At 70.6% G+C, this 16,772-nt stretch carries 13 protein-coding genes; 5 read left to right on the forward strand and 8 right to left on the reverse strand.

Going from position 1 to position 16,772, the window contains the following annotated elements; all coding sequences use genetic code 11:
• Positions 1-233 precede the first annotated feature (233 nt).
• The 3 genes from ABD810_RS22170 to ABD810_RS22180 are packed head-to-tail and all read left to right on the forward strand — an operon-like array spanning position 234 to position 7,740.
• Positions 234-1,856: a TIGR02677 family protein gene (locus tag ABD810_RS22170; RefSeq protein WP_344943491.1), complete on the forward strand. Its 1,623-nt coding sequence runs from the start codon at positions 234-236 to the stop codon at positions 1,854-1,856.
• A complete protein-coding gene (locus ABD810_RS22175) occupies positions 1,853-3,292 on the forward strand; it encodes a DUF2398 family protein (protein ID WP_344943494.1) in 1,440 nt (479 codons plus the stop codon). The genes ABD810_RS22170 and ABD810_RS22175 overlap by 4 nt, the downstream gene beginning before the upstream one ends.
• The gene (locus ABD810_RS22180; RefSeq protein WP_344943496.1) at positions 3,289-7,740 is read left to right on the forward strand and encodes an SbcC/MukB-like Walker B domain-containing protein; all 4,452 of its coding nucleotides are present in this window, start codon (positions 3,289-3,291) and stop codon (positions 7,738-7,740) included. The genes ABD810_RS22175 and ABD810_RS22180 overlap by 4 nt, the downstream gene beginning before the upstream one ends.
• A 243-nt stretch (positions 7,741-7,983) precedes the next feature.
• Here ABD810_RS22180 and ABD810_RS22185 read toward each other — a convergent pair whose 3' ends face one another.
• From ABD810_RS22185 to ABD810_RS22195, 3 genes are all read right to left on the reverse strand, one after another.
• Positions 7,984-8,919, reverse strand: a complete 936-nt coding sequence (locus tag ABD810_RS22185; RefSeq protein WP_344943499.1) for a CHRD domain-containing protein — start codon at positions 8,917-8,919, stop codon at positions 7,984-7,986.
• Between the two features lie 154 nt (positions 8,920-9,073).
• On the reverse strand, positions 9,074-9,793 hold the full coding sequence (locus ABD810_RS22190; protein ID WP_344943502.1) for an anti-sigma factor family protein: 720 nt from the start codon (positions 9,791-9,793) through the stop codon (positions 9,074-9,076).
• Positions 9,790-10,359: a sigma-70 family RNA polymerase sigma factor gene (locus tag ABD810_RS22195; RefSeq protein ID WP_425566935.1), complete on the reverse strand. Its 570-nt coding sequence runs from the start codon at positions 10,357-10,359 to the stop codon at positions 9,790-9,792. Before ABD810_RS22195 ends, ABD810_RS22190 begins: the two co-directional genes overlap by 4 nt.
• Positions 10,360-10,694: 335 nt before the next feature.
• Between ABD810_RS22195 and ABD810_RS22200 the strand changes: the two genes are divergently transcribed.
• Positions 10,695-10,946 (forward strand): WhiB family transcriptional regulator, encoded by a 252-nt coding sequence (locus tag ABD810_RS22200; protein ID WP_425566936.1) that lies wholly within the window; start codon positions 10,695-10,697, stop codon positions 10,944-10,946.
• Positions 10,947-10,956: 10 nt separating this feature from the next.
• Positions 10,957-11,358, forward strand: coding sequence for a hypothetical protein (locus ABD810_RS22205; protein ID WP_344943509.1), 402 nt, complete (start codon positions 10,957-10,959; stop codon positions 11,356-11,358).
• 14 nt (positions 11,359-11,372) lie between these two features.
• Here ABD810_RS22205 and ABD810_RS22210 read toward each other — a convergent pair whose 3' ends face one another.
• The 5 genes from ABD810_RS22210 to ABD810_RS22230 form a co-directional block, all read right to left on the reverse strand.
• The gene (locus ABD810_RS22210) at positions 11,373-12,299 is read right to left on the reverse strand and encodes a carbohydrate ABC transporter permease (RefSeq protein WP_344943512.1); all 927 of its coding nucleotides are present in this window, start codon (positions 12,297-12,299) and stop codon (positions 11,373-11,375) included.
• A gap of 10 nt (positions 12,300-12,309) precedes the next feature.
• Positions 12,310-13,254 carry a carbohydrate ABC transporter permease gene (locus ABD810_RS22215; protein ID WP_344943589.1) on the reverse strand — a complete coding sequence of 315 codons (945 nt, stop codon included), beginning with the start codon at positions 13,252-13,254 and terminating at the stop codon, positions 12,310-12,312.
• A 231-nt stretch (positions 13,255-13,485) separates the two neighbouring features.
• Entirely contained in the window at positions 13,486-14,913 is a 1,428-nt protein-coding gene (ngcE, locus tag ABD810_RS22220; protein ID WP_344943515.1) for an N-acetylglucosamine/diacetylchitobiose ABC transporter substrate-binding protein, read from the reverse strand.
• Positions 14,914-15,059: 146 nt separating this feature from the next.
• Positions 15,060-15,812: a sugar isomerase domain-containing protein gene (locus ABD810_RS22225; RefSeq protein ID WP_344943518.1), complete on the reverse strand. Its 753-nt coding sequence runs from the start codon at positions 15,810-15,812 to the stop codon at positions 15,060-15,062.
• Between the two features lie 5 nt (positions 15,813-15,817).
• Positions 15,818-16,693 carry a MurR/RpiR family transcriptional regulator gene (locus ABD810_RS22230; RefSeq protein WP_344943521.1) on the reverse strand — a complete coding sequence of 292 codons (876 nt, stop codon included), beginning with the start codon at positions 16,691-16,693 and terminating at the stop codon, positions 15,818-15,820.
• Positions 16,694-16,772 lie beyond the last annotated feature (79 nt).

Consider the following 16,772-nt stretch of genomic DNA (forward strand, 5'->3'; position numbering starts at 1 on the left):
GGACCTGTGGAGCACATCGCGTTTGTCCACAGGCACGCTACGTGTCGGCCATGGAGGTGCGATCTTCGTGTATCCATAGGGGTGATCGATCCTGTGTTCGCACGGGGTGGCTCGCCATGAGCGTGGCGAGGTTCCGGGGAGAGGCGGGCCTGGTGCCTTCTCCCCGTGTAGGGGTGCTGATCGCCGCCTGAGGTCGTTTCCGAGCGGCCTTCCGGGCGGCCGGGGGAGTGGGGATGTCGGAGAGAGCTGTCACGAGCGGGTCGCGCGCGTTCGACCTCGACGCGTTCGCGGTGAGCGACCGGTTCCGGTTGTTCAACTTCACCCGGCGCGACGACCACCTCGTCTACCTCTGGGTGCTCCGCGCCATGGACCGGCTCCGGGCCGTCCACCAGCTTCAGGCCCACCCCGACGACGTCGCCCGCGTGCTCGCCGAGCTCGGCGAGGCGCACGGCGACGCTCCCTCGGCCGACGAGAACCTCCGGTCGCGGCTCGACGCGCTCGCCGAGGACGGCGTCGTCCACCGGCTCGAAGACGCGTCCCGGGCCGGCAGCCTGGTGAGATATCGCAACCGCCAGTCGGTCTACCAGTTCAGCGAGCTGGGTTACCAGGCGTTCGCCGCGGTCGAGGAGGTGCTGGCCGCGCGTCTGCGCGATGCCAACCTGTCGCGGCTGGTCTTCTCCGACATCCTGGAGGATCTCAAGGCGCTGGCGGCGGCCAACCGGTCGGGCCACGGCGAGCAGGTGTGGCGGAGGCTGTCCCGTCTGGACACCGTCATGGAGGACATGGCGCGCCGGTCCGCGCGGTTCCATCTGACCCTCGGGGAGATCACCCGCTCCACCGACGCCTCCCCCGAGACCTTCCTCCGTTACAAGAACACGCTGCTCTCGCACATGACCGACTTCATGGCCGAGCTCGACCGCTACCTGCCCCGCCTCGACAAGGCGGTGCGCGATGTCGAACGCACAGGTGTGGAGACCCTGCTGAGCCGGGCCGCCGTGGCCGATGAGCGGCTCTTCATGGATCGCGGCGAGCGGCTCGAAGACTGGCGCCGCCGCTGGGCGGTGCTGCGCGCCTGGTTCGCGGCCGACGGCGCCGAGTCCTCCCGCGCGGCCGAGCTGCGCGCCGCCACCCGCACGGGCGTGTCGGGCGTCATCGCGCTGCTCCGGCAGATCGCCGAAGCGCAGCGGGGCGGCGTCAACCGGTCGACCCAGCTCCGGCACCTGGCCGAGTGGGTCTTCAACGTGCCCGACGAGGGCGCCGCCCACGCTTTGATGACCGCGGCTTTCAACGCGCGCACGGCACGGCACCTCGGCGGGGCCCACGACGACGCCGACGTCATCTCCGTCCGCTCCACCTGGTGGGACGCGCCCGGTGTGGAGATCTCCGTGCCGCTGTTCCGCCGGGGCAAGGCGCCCACTCCGGGCGTCCCGCAGCCGGTCCGTAGAAGGGCCGGCATGCGCGGCGAGCTGCGCCGGCGACAGGCGACCGGGCGGGCCGCCGAGCGGCAGGCCGCCGAGGGGCTGATGGAGGCCGGGGTCCATGGGCGCGCCCTCGACGAGACGCAGACCCGCGTGGTGCTGAGGCTCCTCACGCGGGCGCTGGAGGCCCGCACCGTCGTCGCGGGCCGGCTGCACGACGCGTCAGGGGCGAACGAGGTGATGACGGTCCGCCTGATCCCCGACCCGTCCGGCAGCACCATCCGCACCCCCCACGGCCTCCTCCACCTCCCCGGCCTCAGACTCGACCTACGCCCGGCCCAACACGTGCCGCGCGACGCGCCGGAGCGGGGTAAGGATTCCGGGGCGGCGGGTGCGGGGGTTTCCCGGCCGGGTGGTGCCGGTGGGGTGACCCGATGAGGGCGGCCGGTGGGCGTGGCGCGGTGGCGCGAGGGCGGGGGGTCGCGGCCGGTGTCCTGCCGAGTGACCTCGGGTCCTACCAGCAGGCCGTGCGTCTCGCCCTGACCAGTGACCTCATCACCTCCGCCCGCCCGCGCCCGGGCGCGCTGGAGCAGGTCCTGCAATGGGCCGACCAGCTCACCCGCGACTTCCGCGAGCTGTTCGGCTACACCGTGATCGCCACGACCCGGCAGGTACGGGTGGTGCGCCGGCTCGACGCGTTCGACGAGACGCAGCGCCACCTGTTCGCGAAGAAGGGCAAGCCGTTCGACCGGCGCCGCCTCGCCTACCTGTGCCTGGTGCTGGCCCTGTTCCAGCGCTCCCGCGTGGAGATCAGCCTCGCCGACCTCGTCGGGGCCTTCGCCCCGGCCGCCAACGCGATCGAAGGGCTCGGCTTCGATCCGACCATCGGCGCGCACAAGGCCGCGGTGGTCGACTGCCTCGACTGGCTGGTCGAGCGTGGCGCCCTGCGGCTCTCCGACGGTTCCCTCGACGCCTGGGCACACGACACCGAACGGGGTGACGCCCTGTTCGACATCGACCACGACATCTGCGCGATCCTGTTCAGGCCCGCGCGCCCGGTGCAGCACCTGACCAGCGCGGCCGGCCTGCTGGAGGGCTTCGCCTCCGGCGGCGCGAGCCGGGCGCGTCCCGAGGACGCCGCGCGCCGTGCCAGGCGCGTCCTGGTCGAGCAGCCCGTCGTCTACTTCGCCCAGGTCGAGCCCGAGGTCGCCGACGCCCTGCGGCATCCCGGCCTCGCGACGGACCTCGCACGCCTGACAGGGCTGGCCGTGGAGCGACGGGCGGAGGGGGTCATGCTCGCCGACCCCGGCGGGCGCTTCACCGACAAGCCGTTCCCCGGCCGGGGCGGGGCCGTCAACCGGGCGGCCGGCCTCCTGCTCGGCAAGATGGCCGACCTGCTGGAGGACCCCGACGAGCGTCGAACGGTGACGTTCCTGGAGCCGCCCCGCGATGCCGACGACCAGCGTGACCTGCTGGCCCGGATCGACTCCGCCCTCCCGCGGTCCGGGGTCGTCCGCGAGCTCGCCTGGGCTCCGCCTCCCGTGACGGAGCCGCACGCCGGTGGCACGCCATCCCCCGAGACCGCCCTCGTGGAACAGGCACGGCTGACGGCGATGCTCGGCGAGCTGTACGAAGAGCTGGGTGCCGCTTCGTTCTCCAGCGCCTGGCAGCATGATCCCGAGGGCCTGCTGGACGCCGCGGTGACCCTCCTCGCCGAGCTCCGCCTGGTGCGCCGGCATCCGGGCGGGGTGCTGCTGCTCCCCGCCTTCGCCCGCTACCGCAACATCGCGCTCGCCCTGCCCGACAGGCGCCGCAGCGAGGCCCAGCTCGGCCTGCACCTCTCACCGTCTCTTCCGGAGGACTCCCGCTCATGACACCCGCAACCGGCCGCTTCAAGCCGTCCCGCGCAGGTGTGATCAACATCTGGGACTACGTCGATGAGGAGTTCGTCTTCGCCGACGGCCGGCTCGTGCTGCGCGGGCACAACGGCTCCGGCAAGACCAAGGCGCTTGAGGTGCTGTTCCCGTTCGTGCTCGACGGGGTGAGCGACGCCCGGCGCCTCGACCCCTTCAGCGGCGAGAACCGCACCATGAAGTCCAACCTGCTCTACCGCGGCCAGGAAGCCGAATACGGCTACGTATGGATGGAGTTCGCCCGCGACTCCGACCCGCAGTACGCCGAGCCCACCGAGCCGGGGGAGCAGGAGGACGGAGAAGGCGATCGGGAGCTTGATGGGTCGGCGGGGCGTGGTGGGGCGGCCGGTGTCGATGGCTGGGAGGCGGGTGCGGGAGGCGAGGCCGTCACGCTGATCATCGGCTTGCGGGCGCACCGGCACCGTGACGGTGTGACGCCGTCGTTCTTCGTGACCGGCAGGCGGATCGGCGTGGACTTCGGGTTGCTGTCCGCCGACTCACGACCTCTCACAGAGAAGCAGCTCAAAGCGGTTCTGGAGCCCGGCGCCCGTTACCGGACCGCCACCGACTACCGCTCGGCCGTGGACGCCCGCCTGTTCGGGCTCGGCAAGGAGCGCTACGCCCAGCTGCTCGACCTGCTCCTGGCGCTGCGACGCCCGCTGCTCGCCAAGGACCTCGACCCCGACAAGGTGTCCGACACCCTCAGCTCCGGGCTCAGCCCGGTCGACCCGGTCCTCGTCGAGCAGGCCGCGCGCGACTTCGAGAACCTCGCCGCGGTGCAGAGGCTCTTCGACGACCTCAGCCTCGCCGACGGCGCGGTCAAGGAGTTCCTGGTCCACTACGGCGCCTACTTGCGAGTTCATGTCCGCCACCAGCTCGACCGCATCGGCGAGCGGCTGGAGGGGTCGGCGGGCTGCGCCGCCCGTATCGCCCAGGCCGCGTCCGAGTTGCGCCGCGCCCGCGCGGCCCGCGCCGACGCCACGGCCCGGCGCGATGCCGCCGAGGCGGAGCTGGCGCGATACGACGGCAGGCTGGCAGCGCTGAAACAGCACGATGCGTACCGGGCCGGAGGGGAGCTCGACGGGCTGCGCCGCCAGATCGCCGACGACAAGGCCGGGATCAGCCGGGAGCGCCGGCGCCTCGACCAGGTGCGCGCCCACGTCGCCAAGCTCGGCGCCGAGGCCGGCAAGGTGGCCGAGCGGCTGAGGGACGCCAAGGCGGAAGCCGACCGGCACCTCAACGAGATGGTGGACGCCGCCGGACGGGCCGGTGTCGCCGACGCCGCTGAGATCGCCGCGGCCCCGCCGCGTGAGAACCTCGCCAGGGCCAGGGCCAGGACCACCGCCCGGCGGGGTGACGTTGAGACGGTGCGCGCCCACCTCGCCGCGCTGGAAGCCGCCGAGGCCAAGCGGAGACGTGCCGAGACCTCCGTCCAGGACGCCGACCGCGCGGTCGCCAACGGTGAGGCCGAGCTGTCCACCGCCCAGGACCGGCTCGACCAGGCACGCCGCACCGCACTGGACGGGCTCACGCAGTGGGCCGACCGATGGGTGACCACCGGAGAACCGGCCCCCACCACAACCGGCCGCCGGCCGGCTACGGCTGGTGGTCTGGGGTGGGGGGCCGGGGGTTCGGTGGTCGCGGTGCCTGGTGATCTGAGGGTGATGGAGGAGGCGCTTGGCCGCATCGGTGACGACGGCGCGCGGAGGCTGCCGGAGGTGTTCGGCGAGCTGACGGAGGAGCGTCACGCCGAGGCGATCGAGGCCAGAGCCCGTGCCGGCGCCGAGGACGCTCGCGTCGCCGCCGTGCTGAGAGACCTGCGCGCCGAGCGGGACGCCGTGGCCGCCGAGCGTGACGACGCGCCTCCTGGCAACGACCTGCGTACGGCCGCTCGTGACGGGCGGCCGGGCGCGCCGCTGTGGAGGCTCGTCCGCTTCGCCGACGGGGTGGACGAGAACGCCGCCGCCGGCATCGAGGGCGCGCTGTACGGGGCGGGGTTGCTCACCGCCTGGATCCATCCCGATCCCGACCTCACCGTGGCGGCGCTGGCCGAGGGGGGCGCCGACGCCTACCTGGTGGCGGTACCCGAGGAGCGGCGGCCCCAGGGCCCGACCCTGGCCGACTTCCTGGTCGCCGAAGACCAGGACATGGTCCCCACCGGTGTCATCGACGCCATCCTGCGCTCCGTCGCGGTAGGCGACGATCTCACCTCGGCGACGCCCACGACGACCACCGTCAGCACCCAGGCCCGGTTCGGCTTCGGCCCCCACCTCGGCCGGCGGCCCAAGGCGGCGGCGGAGTACATCGGGGCCACCAACCGGGCGGCTCGCCGCCTGCTCCGTGTAGCCGAGTACGACCGGCTCATCGCGGCACACGCCGAGACCCGGAAGGCGCTGGCCGAGGAGACCGAGCGTCTCGGCGGGCTCGTCGCCGACTTCGGCAGGGCCAGGAAGGAGCTGCCCGAAACCGGGCTCATCGTCACGGCCGCGCGCGCGGTCGCCGACCGTGCCACCCGGCTCGCGGTCGCACGAGCCAGGCTCGACGAGGAGAGAAAGCAGGCCGACGGCGCGGTGGCCGAGGTGGGCGCCGCGAGCCGGCGGCTGCGCCAGTCCGCGGCCGAGCTGGTGATGCCCCGTGACCCGCGCGAGGTGGACGCCGTCGCACAGTCTCTCGACGACCTGCTGCGCGCGGCGGAGGCGTTGTGCGCCGAGCGGGAGAAGGCCGCCACGGCGCGGGCCGACCTCGTGGAGCGCGAGGAGAGCATCGAACGGCTGAGCCAGGAGCAGGCCGAGGGGGAGGCGGCCGTCGGCGCCCGCGAGGCGGCCCACGCGGTGCTGGCCGAGCGGCTGGAGACGCTGGAGCGCACCTTCGACGCCGACCTGAAGGAGGTGCTCCGGCAGATCGCCGAGACCGAGGATCTGATCGCCCAGGCGCGTGCGATACGCGATGAGCAGGACCGCGGCGCGACAGCCGAACGGGAGGCCGAGGTGCTCGCCGGGGCCGATCTCGAACACGGTCGTGAGTCCCTCACGGGCGCGTTCGTGAGCATGACCGAGCAGATCGCCGAGTTCCTCCCCTACACCCAGGCCGACCTTCGCCCGCTGGTCGGCGTCACCGACCCCACCCCTTGGCCGCTGGAGGACCACCCGCAGGGGCCGGAGCAGACCGGCAAGAGCGTCGCCGACCTGATGCTCGCCGATCCGCCGCCCGATCCGCTGGAGGCGGTCCGCGCGACCCTGCCGGGCGACGCGCTCGCGATCATCGACGCGTACGACTCGGCCACCCGGGGAGGGCGTGCGGTCACCGACGCCACGCTGAAAAGCACGCTCGACCGTGTCTCCAACGCCCTGCGGGACTTCCAGGCGGCCCTGGAGAACTGCCAGGAGGACTACCGGCTCGACTGGGAGCCCGGCGCGGTGCTGACCGTCCACGTCATCGACGCCGACGGGCGGGGCCCGGTGTCCGCGTTCGCCCGGAGTGTCGCCGAGCGGGCGGAGGAACAGGGCGTGCTCCTGGAGGACCGCGAACGCACCGTCCTTGAGGATGAGCTGCTCACCGGGCTGGCCCAGCAGATCCACTCGCGCGTCGTCGCCGCGAAGGAACTGGTCCGGGGCATGAACGCCGACACGCGGTCCAAACCCATGTCCTCGGGGACCACGATCGGGATCCGATGGGTCCAGTCCGACAAGATCGACGACCGGCAGCGTGCCGTGGCGGCGCTGCTGGTGCGCGACACCGCCGCGCTCGGGCATCAAGGGCTTTCAACGCTCCGCGGGCATCTCCGGCAGCTGATCAGGGATTACCGGGGAAGGAATTCCCGCGCGACCTACAAGGAGGCGCTCGCCGGAGTTCTCGACTACCGCTCCTGGTACACCTTCGAGCTGCTGATGGCCCGCCGCGGGGAGCCGGAGGTCCGGCTGACCCGGGCGAAGCACTCGCAGATGTCCGGCGGGGAGAAGTCGGCCTCCATCCATTTGCCGCTGTTCGCCGCGGCCAACGCGCTCTACTCTTCCGGGCTGGCGTCGTGCCCCCGCGTGATCGCGCTCGACGAGGCGTTCGCCGGCATCGACGACAACTACAAGCCCGAGCTTCTCGGGCTGACCGTGCGGTTCGACCTCGATCTGTTCATGACGGGCCATGATCTGTGGTGCACGTATCCCACCGTGCCGATGGTCGCGCACTACGACCTGCTTCACGACAGCGAGTTGCGTACGGTCTCCACGATCCTCGCGCTGTGGGACGGTGCGCAGGTCTTCGACGCCGACGCCGGGTACGCGGGCAACGACGAGCTCGTCAGGGATCTGCTCGGGTTCACCCCACGTCGGCACGCCCCGCCCGGCTCCCCGGACGACACCCTCTACACCGGCGACGACGATGACGACGTGGAGGACCACGACGTCACGACCTGAGTACAGCCCACCTTCTGAGCTGCGCAAAGGCGAACGCCCGCCGCCGGAGCTGCTCCGTACGGCGGGCGTCGTCGTTGTTTCGCGGGGAAGTGGATGGCCTGCGGCTGTACCAGGGGCATGTGTCGTGGTGGGGGCTGGGGCTGTTGCCGGGTCCCGGTGTTGTTGTTTCGCGGGGAGGTGGGCTGGGTCGCCTACCAGGATCCGGCGTTGGTGTTTCGCGGGGAGGTGAGTGGCATGGGGTTGTTACCAGGAGTTGTGGGTGGGGGAGAGCTGGCCGCGTACTGCGCCGCCGCCGAACTTGGTGGTGTGCAGGTTGGCGTACCAGTTCTTCGGGTTCTTCTGGATGCCCTTGGCGATGTCACGCTTCACCGGCGCGGAGCCCGCGATGCCGGTGACTCCGGCGGGCAGGCCGTTGGCGTCGGCGAACAGGTCGACCACGACGGGGCCGTTCGTGCCCTTCTTGCCCCGGTGGATGTGGCCGTTGGTGACCGGGTCGAGCTTGTTCCAGATCGTGGCGTAGTACAGCTTCGAACCCTTGATGCCGAACAGCCACTCCGCGCGGCCGTTGGGGTCGCCGACCTTGGTCCCCGGAGCGGGCACCTCCTGCTTGCCGCTGGCCAGAGCCTTCAGCGAGGCGTGGGTGCCGTCGGCGAGGATGGAGGCCAGGTTGATCCCGTGCGGCAGCCGGTACAGCTGCGCGCGCACGGCGCCGCCGGGGAACTCGCCGGTGTGGACGTTGAAGTACCAGTTCTTCGGGTTCTTCTTGATCCCCGACAGCAGGCCGTCGTCCCCGACCTTCACGGTGCCGGTCACGGCCTTCGCGCTTCCGGGCAGCGCCTCGCCGAAGAAGCCGATCTTGACGTCGCCGTTCACGCCGGCCTTGCCCTTGTGGATGTGGAACGCCGTGGGGGTGGCGGTGCCCTTCCACCGAACGGCGTAGGACACCTGGTTGCCACTGACGCGGATGACGGCGAAGGCGCTGCCGTCCTTGTCACCCACGGCCGGACCGCCCTTGACGGGCACTTCGTTCTTCCCGGTGAGGCGTGCGGCGAAGTAGGTGGGCGCGGTCCGCTCGGCGTCGGCCTGCGCGGAGGCCTGGGCGGCGACCGGAGCAAGGGAGGCGGCGAGCAGGCCCGCGGCGAGCGCCGTGGCGGGGAGTGTGAAAGCGCGCTTCAACATGGTGAACCTCTCATTGGTATGCGGTAACCGACCCTGTTGTGTCGGTACGCACCTTGTACGGGCCCGAAAGCGCGAGAGGTTCAATTCGCGAATCGGTATAAATGCACAGTTCGGAGATGATGGCCGGGCCGGGACGGCGCGTTAAACTGCTGGGTCACATATCGACGACGAGCAGCTTCCGGCCACTGGTCGTGCTGACCTCGAACCGGTCGATGTCGCCCGGTGGGAACGCGATGCCACCGTGTACGTACAGCGGTTCCGGGGACCCCGGAACCCCGTATCCCCTTTCCGGGACCGCCCAGCCGGTGACGACACGTCGTTCGCCTTCTGCCGTGACGGCGATCAGCTCGCATTCCAGCGGTCCCTTCACCCCCTTGAGCTCCAGGGCGGCGTGGGTCCCCCAGTCCTTGGCCTCCAGTACCAGGCCGCCGGAGATTCCCGAGGCACCCGTCGCCGAGACCGGGGTGCCCTGCCGGTAGAGCGCCTCCGCGGGACCGTGCGCGAGGTGGCCAGAGGGCATGGCGCCCTCGCCGCCGGAGACCACGGCGCCCAGGGCGGCCCCGCCGGCCACCAGGGCGACGGCCGCCGCGGCGCCGGCGATGAGCGTCCTCCTGCGGGCGCGCCGGTCACCCGCCTTCCTCCGCCGGACCAGTTCGATCACCTGCGCGGGGACCTCCTGGGTGCCGCCGTCGAGGCCGTCGTCCTCGACGGGCTCGACGCCGGTCAGCGCGTCCGCCGTGCCGTTCAGCTCCGCCAGCTCGGCCAGGCAGGGGGGACACGCGGAGAGGTGCGCGGAGAACGCCTCGCGATCGGCCTCTTCGAGCAGCCCCAGAGCGTAGGCGCCCACGTCGGTGTGCTGGACCTGTGCGGTCACGTCGTCACCCCCCTTTCCTCCAGCGCCACACGCAGGGCGCGGAGGGCGTAGTAGACCCGGGACTTCACCGTGCCCACGGGGATGCCGAGCAGCGCGGCGGCCTCGTTCACCGACCGGTCCCGAAGGATCGTCTCGTTGAGGATCTCGCGGTGAGCGGGCGACAGCGACTTCAGAGCTTCCGACACGACCACCTGACGCAGGAGGTTCTCCGTCTGGTCGGGCATCGGCACGCCGTCCAAGGGTGCGTCACCCGCTTCGGCGGGCCGGGCGTCCTTGCGGCGCCGGTCGTCGATCACGATACGTCTCGCCACCGTCGCCAGCCACGGCATCAGGGACGGGACCTCGGGATCGAGCTCGTCCGCGCTCCGCCACGCCTTGATCATCGTCTCCTGCACCACGTCCTCGGCCCACTGCATGTCGCCGAACGTCAGCCGGGACACGAAGCCGAGCAGAGGCTGGTGGTACTCCCGGTAGAGCTCGGAGACGATCAGCTCGTCATCGGGGGCCCGGACAGGGCGACGGGGCCGGCCGCGCCGTCGGCTCCATCGGTGAAAGGCGTCCGGCACGGGCTTGGCTCCAGGGGGTCGAGCGGCAGAGGAGGACACGTCCCTCACCGCATCATGCCCCTCCTCGCCGCCACGCGCACGCCGGCCCGGCCCGTCCGGCGGCCGGTGTCACGTACGGGACCTGCCGCCGCTCGGGAGGCGCGGTATCGGGCCGTACATATCGGGCACAGAAGTCATGACCTAAACGGCAAAAAGGGCTTGGCAAATTTATCCCCTAAAGCCGTGTTAACCCAATCAGAGCGGGCACGCGACTCCTCGGCAGGAAGCACAAAGCGATTACGGTCACTCACTCCTATGGGAACGCTATGGTCATCCAGGACACCGTCATGCCCGCCATATCCTGGCTGCGTCGTGCCGCCTGCCGCGGTGAGGATCCGGAGCTGTTCTTCCCGATCTCGGCCAAGGGGCCCGGCCATCTCCAGCACGAGCTTGCCAAAGCGGTGTGCCGCCGTTGCCCTGTGCGGACGCCTTGCCTGGAGTACGCGTTGGACAGCCGCGAGGAGCACGGCATCTGGGGTGGCACCGATCCCGACGAGCGCAGGGCCTCCGCGGTACGGCGCCGGGATTGGGGCGCTCGTACGGGGTAGGGGTCACCGCATGAGCGATGATCGTTCCCGTCCGGGCCATCGGCGCCCCGACGGGGTGGACGACACCACCGTCGAAGCGGTCGGCAAGTTGTCGGAGGCCCTGGAGACCGCCGAGCGGGCGCGTGGTCACCTTTACGCGTTCCACCAGCTCACCGGGCGTGCTCATCTGCAGCTGGAGGAAGCGGTGAAGCTGCTCCGAGCCGCGGGACACGCCGACCAGGCGGACGCGGTGTGCGAGGAACTGCTGGGCCGTGACGTGCTCGCCGGCCGGTGGACGTTCCAGATCGTCGAGGAGTACGAGGACGGGTACCGCCGCTGCTTCCTCGACGTGGAGGAGCGGATACGGGCGCAGCTGGTGGGCGGGCGGCGCCACGTCTACGAGGCGGAGATGAAACACCGCCTCCACGGATGACCGCAGAGGGCGGGCTACTTGAGCGCCCCGGTCGTGAGGCCCGTCTGGATCTGGCGCTGGAAGATCGTGTAGACGATCAGCATGGGCAGGATGGCCATGCTGAGCGCCGCGAACAGCGCGGCCCAGTCGGCGTCGTAACCCGCCGCCGTGGAGATGTCCGCGATGCCCTGCGTCAGCACCCACTTGTCCTTCGACTGCCCGCTGAGCAGGACCAGCGGTATCTGGTACTGGTTCCACTGGCCGAGCACGTTGAAGATGGTGATGCTCACGATGCCGGGCTTGGCCATGGGCAGCATGATCTGGAAGAACACCCGGCTGTGGGACGCCCCGTCCACGAACGCGGCCTCGGCGACCGCCCCCGGTAGCGTGCGGAAGAACGCCGACAGGAAGAACACCGTGAACGGCAGTGAGTAGGCGATGTACACCAGCACCAGGCCGCCACGCGTGTCCAGCCCGATGAACTGGCCGATCAGCGGGATGGTGCCCATGTTCTGGACCACGAAGAACAGCGGGGTCAGCGCCAGGTAGACCGGGAAGGCGAGCCCGGAGACGAACAGCAGGTAGATCGCCCGGTTGCCGCGGAACCGGTATCGCGCGAGCACGTACGCCGCCATCGAGCCCAGCAGCATGGTGCCGAACGTGCCGAACGCCACGACGACGACGCTGTTGATCATGTACTGGCCGACGTGGGCGCTGTCCCAGGCACGGGCCCAGTTGTCCCAGCGCAGCCTGGCCGGCAGCGACCAGGCGCTGCCGAAGATCTCGTCCTCGCTCTTCACCGAGGCGAGGAACGTCCACACGATCGGCACCACGACGAGCACCGTCCACACGACCAGCGCCAGGTGGGACAGCCCCGACAGCGGGCCGAGCCGGATCCTGCGCTGCTCGCGGACCGCCTCACGGCCGAGCGTCACCTTTTCCACTTCCACCTGCGAGACCATCGTCGCCCCCTCAGAACTCGATCCGCTCGCGACGCGACAGGCGCATGGCCAGCACCGCGAAGGCGACCGTGAAGAAGAACAGCACCACGCCCATGGCCGAGGCGTAGCTGAACTTGAAGTACTGGAAGGCGTTGCGGTAGATCTCGGCGGCCATCACGGTCGTGGAGTGGTCCGGCCCGCCGTGCTCGGCCGTCATCACCCACACGATGGCGAAGACGTCCAGAGCGGCGATGCCGAGATAGATCCACCCGACCTGCACGGTGTCCCAGAGCAGGGGCAGCGTGACCCGTACGAAGAGCTGGACGCGTCCGGCCCCGTCGATCTGGGCCGCCTCGTACATCTCGCGCGGGATGGACGCCATGCCCGCGGAGAAGAGCACCACGTAGAAGCCGACGGCCTGCCACACCAGCACGCCCAGGATCGACCAGAACGCGATGTCCGGGTTGGACAGGAAGCCGATCGGCTCCAGCCCGAAGGCCACCAGCGGCCCGTTGAGCATGCCGCTCCTGTCGGGCCGGAACACCTGCTGGAACAGGACCGCGACGATGGCCACGGCCAGCACCTGTGGGAAGAAGAACACCACGCGGTAGAACCCCGACCCCCAGATGCCCGACATGCCCCCACCGGATCCGCCCGCGTTCAGCAGGAACGCGAAGAACAGGGCGATCGTCACGGTGAACAGGGGCAGCAGGATCAGCAGCAGGCCGTTGTGGCCGACGGCCGTCCAGAAGACGTCGTCGCCCAGCAGTCGCTCGAAGTTCTCCAGCCCGACGAACTGAGGGTTGGCGTTCACGCCCCGCCAGTTGGTCATCGCGATGTAGAACGCCTGCGCGTAGGGCGAGATCACGTACACCAGGTAGAGCAGCACCGGGGCCGCGAGGAACCCCACGATGAACCGGGCCCTGGTGAAGCCGGTCCTGTTCACCAAGGTGAAACCCATCTTGCCGTTCATCATCCTGCTCACCGCCTTTCCCCGGGTGACCCGGCATTCATGTGACTCCGCCGCCACCCCGGCCGCCTCGCGGCCGGAGCCCGCCGCACGCACGCCGCCGTACGGCCGGAGCCGGTACGGCCGATCTCGGTCACGTACGGCCGGAGCCGGTACGGCCGGCCCCGGTCACGTACGGCCGGAGCCCGTACCGCCGGGCCGCCGCGGAGACGGCCCGGCGGAGGGACAGGCCGCGGGTCAGCGGGTGAACTTCTTGACGGAGGAGTCGTTCTTGATCGCGTCGGACTTCTTCTGGATGCGGTCGGCCCACTCGTCGACCTTCAGCCGGCCGGACATGAGCTGGCCGGTCGCGGCCGCCACCTCGTCGTGCAGTTCCTTGTACCACTGGCGGAACCGGAAGTAGGTGACGTTGCTCCCGGCCTCCTTCAGCGCCGCGGCGGCGCTCTGCAGGCCGGGCTTGAGCGTGCGCCCCTCCGCCGCCCCGTTCACCACGGTCAGCGTGCTGACCAGCTCGGTGAACTTGCCGGCGCCGTCCTTCGACAGCATGGCGCGCATGTACTCCATGCCGGCACGCGGGTTGGCCGACTTGGCGGCGACGAAGTACTCCTCACCGGGCCGAGAGTGCAGCGTGCCGTACGGCAGGGCGTCGGAGCCGTCGAACGAGGGCAGCGGGAACATGGCGTAGCCGAAGTCGGCCGGGGTCGTGTCCTTCTGCTCGTTCTCCAGCCACGACCCGCAGGGCAGCATGGCCACCTCGTACTTGTTGTGCGCCGTCTGGGTCTGGATGTGGTCCAGCCCCGCAGTGCCCTGGAGCAGGTACTTCGAGCCGATCTCGGCGAAGGCGCCCGCGGCCTTGGCGACCGGCTCGGCCTTCCACGCGCCCTCCGCCAGGTTGTCGATGTTCTTCAGCACATCGGCCCCCCCGATTTTGGCGGCGAGCGTGAGGATCGTCTCGTAGATGTAGAACGGGTGCTTGCCGGCGTAGGTGAACGGCGCGGCCTTGCCGGACTTCTTGATCTTCTCGCACAGGGCGGTGAACTCGTCCCAGGTCTTCGGCACCTCCCAGCCGTTGTCGTCGAAGAGCTTCTTGGAGTACCAGATGCCCCACACCGTGCTGGCGTAGTTGAGCACGGAGAAGGTGCCGTCGTAGGTGCCGATCTCGATGGCGGTGGGCAGGATCGTGTCCCGCACCTTCACGTTCGGATCGTCCCAGCTCGGCGCGTCCAGTAGCTCGCCGAGGTCCTGGAGCTGGCCGTCCTGGGCGAGGGCGCCGAAGTCCATCGCGTTGTCCCCCGAGTTGTTGATGAACTCGGGCGGGTTGCCGCCGGCGAACCGGGGCTGCAGCGTCTTGGCGATCTCCTTGGTGGCCGAGTGCTTGATCTGGACCTTGGCGTGCTTGCTGGTGAAAAGCGGCTGGTGGATGTCCCGGGCGTACGCGTCGCCGAACCCGCCGTCGAAGATCACCACCTCGAAGGGCTTGTCCTCGGCGATGCCGAGCGGGTTGGTGGCCGTCTTGGCACCGGTCGCCGGCGCCTGCGACCCGCCGGGGTTGCCGCCGCCGGCCGGGGACGCGCACGCCGACAGCGCGCCGGCCGCGGGTACGAGCAGTCCCGCGAGAGCGGCGCTGCGCAGTAGTTCGCGCCGGGAAAAGGAGTGGTCCGCCATGAAGTCCTCCTGGGGGGCTGGAGCGTCCCCGCGCCCGGTGACCCTCTTCGTCGAGGGCACCATAGGGATGCGGGGGTCTTTGGTCGTGGTTCTTGTACGTTGATGGCAATGCGGTGGTTCGCGCCCGGCCTTGGCGCTGCGGTCGATCAGCCGCCGCGCCGGATGCGCCCCGCGTAGCGGCTCTCGAGCTCCTGGTTGTGCTCGTCGCCCCCGACGACGTTGGACGAGCGGTAGATCGGCGGCACCTCTCCCGCCTGCAGCAGTTTCCTGACCACCTCGGCGATGACCATCTGCGCGAGCAGGGCCGAGGTGATCGTGGAGACCGCTCCGAACGTGCCGCCCTCGGGAAGCGGCATGATCGCGTCGCCGTACGGAGCCCCGTTGTCGAGCACCACGTCGGCGAGGTCGAGGAGTTTGAGCCCGGAGGGGTGGCGGGACTTCATCTCGGTGCTGTGCCGCACCGACGTCAGGGCGACCAGCCGGTGACCGCGCTCCTTGACGATCGAGGCCAGCTCCACCACCGAGCCGTTGACCCCGGAGCTGGAGATGATGACGAAGGCGTCCTGCGGCCGTACAGGCGCGAGCTCGTAGATGCGGCGGGCGATCGACGGGTCGCGCTCCAGCTCGGGGGAGCCGAGCACGCTGGGCGGCTCCCCGCCGTACAGCACGAGGTCACGCAGGGCGAGCCGGTTGGTGGGCACCAGCCCGCCGGCGCGGCCCGCGATCTCCATGGCGATCGCCTCGGAATGCCCGGAGCCGAACGCCTGGATCACCCCGTCGCCGCGCAGGCAGGCACACAGCAGGTCAGCGGCCTCGCCCACGGCCGCCGCCTGGCTCGTGGCGACGTCGCGCACCAGCCTCTCGGCCTTCTGGACGTAGCCGGCGGCACTGATGTCCAATCGTCTCAGCTCCTCTCCACGCGGTGGCCTTCGACGGCCCTCATCGTCAGCTCGAACGCCTGGTTGGCGCGCTCGTAGGTGCGCTGCGCGACCACGACGTACACCACGTCGAGGACCAGCAGCTGTGAGTGCACGGCGGCCAGGCCGCCGGGCCGGAAGGTGGTCGCCCGGCTGGCGGTCGTCAGCACCAGGTCGGCGGACTCCGCGAGCGGCGAGCGGGCGAAGGACGTCACGGCCACGGTCGTGGCGCCGTGGCTCCCGGCCTCGTCGAGCGACTCCAGGACCTCGCGGGTGCGCCCGCGATGGGAGATGCCGATCGCCACGTCGCCCTGCCCGAGCAGCGCGGCGTCGGCCAGCGCGTCGTGCGGGTCGGTGAAACTCCAGCACGGCACCCGGATGCGGCGGAGCCTGCCTTCCAGCATGCTCGCCACCGCGCCGCTGGCGGACACGCCGAACAGCAGGACCCGGTTCGCCTCGATGATCGCGTCGGCCACCTTGCCGACCACCCCGAGGTCGAGCTGGGCGGCGGTCTCCTGGATGAGCCGGGCGTCGGCGATGGCCATCACCTCGACCACGGAGTCGAGCGGGTCGGTCCGCCCGATCTCGCGTCCCACCTTGACGCCCCAGTGCGCCTGCGCGGCCCGGCCGGTCTCGGTGGCGATGGCCACGCGCAACTCGGCGTATCCGGTGAAGCCGAAGAACCTGCAGAACCGGGTGACGGTCGCGGGCGAGCTACCGCTGAGCTCGGCGAGAGCGGTGATCGTCGACCCGGCGGCGCCTGCCGGATCGGCGACGATGGCCTGGCCCACGCGTCGCAGGGCCTCCGGCAGGCCTGGCAGTTCCGTCTGGATACGGCCCAGCGCACCTCCGGCCACAATCATTCCTTTCACGCATGGGCGATTGGATGAAAATAATTGCCCACGATCGCCCGCTTAGCAAGAGCGACTCTGGTGACGCGTT

It is taken from the genome of Sphaerisporangium flaviroseum, assembly GCF_039537005.1.
In the GTDB taxonomy this organism is placed as follows: Bacteria; Actinomycetota; Actinomycetes; order Streptosporangiales; family Streptosporangiaceae; genus Sphaerisporangium; species Sphaerisporangium flaviroseum.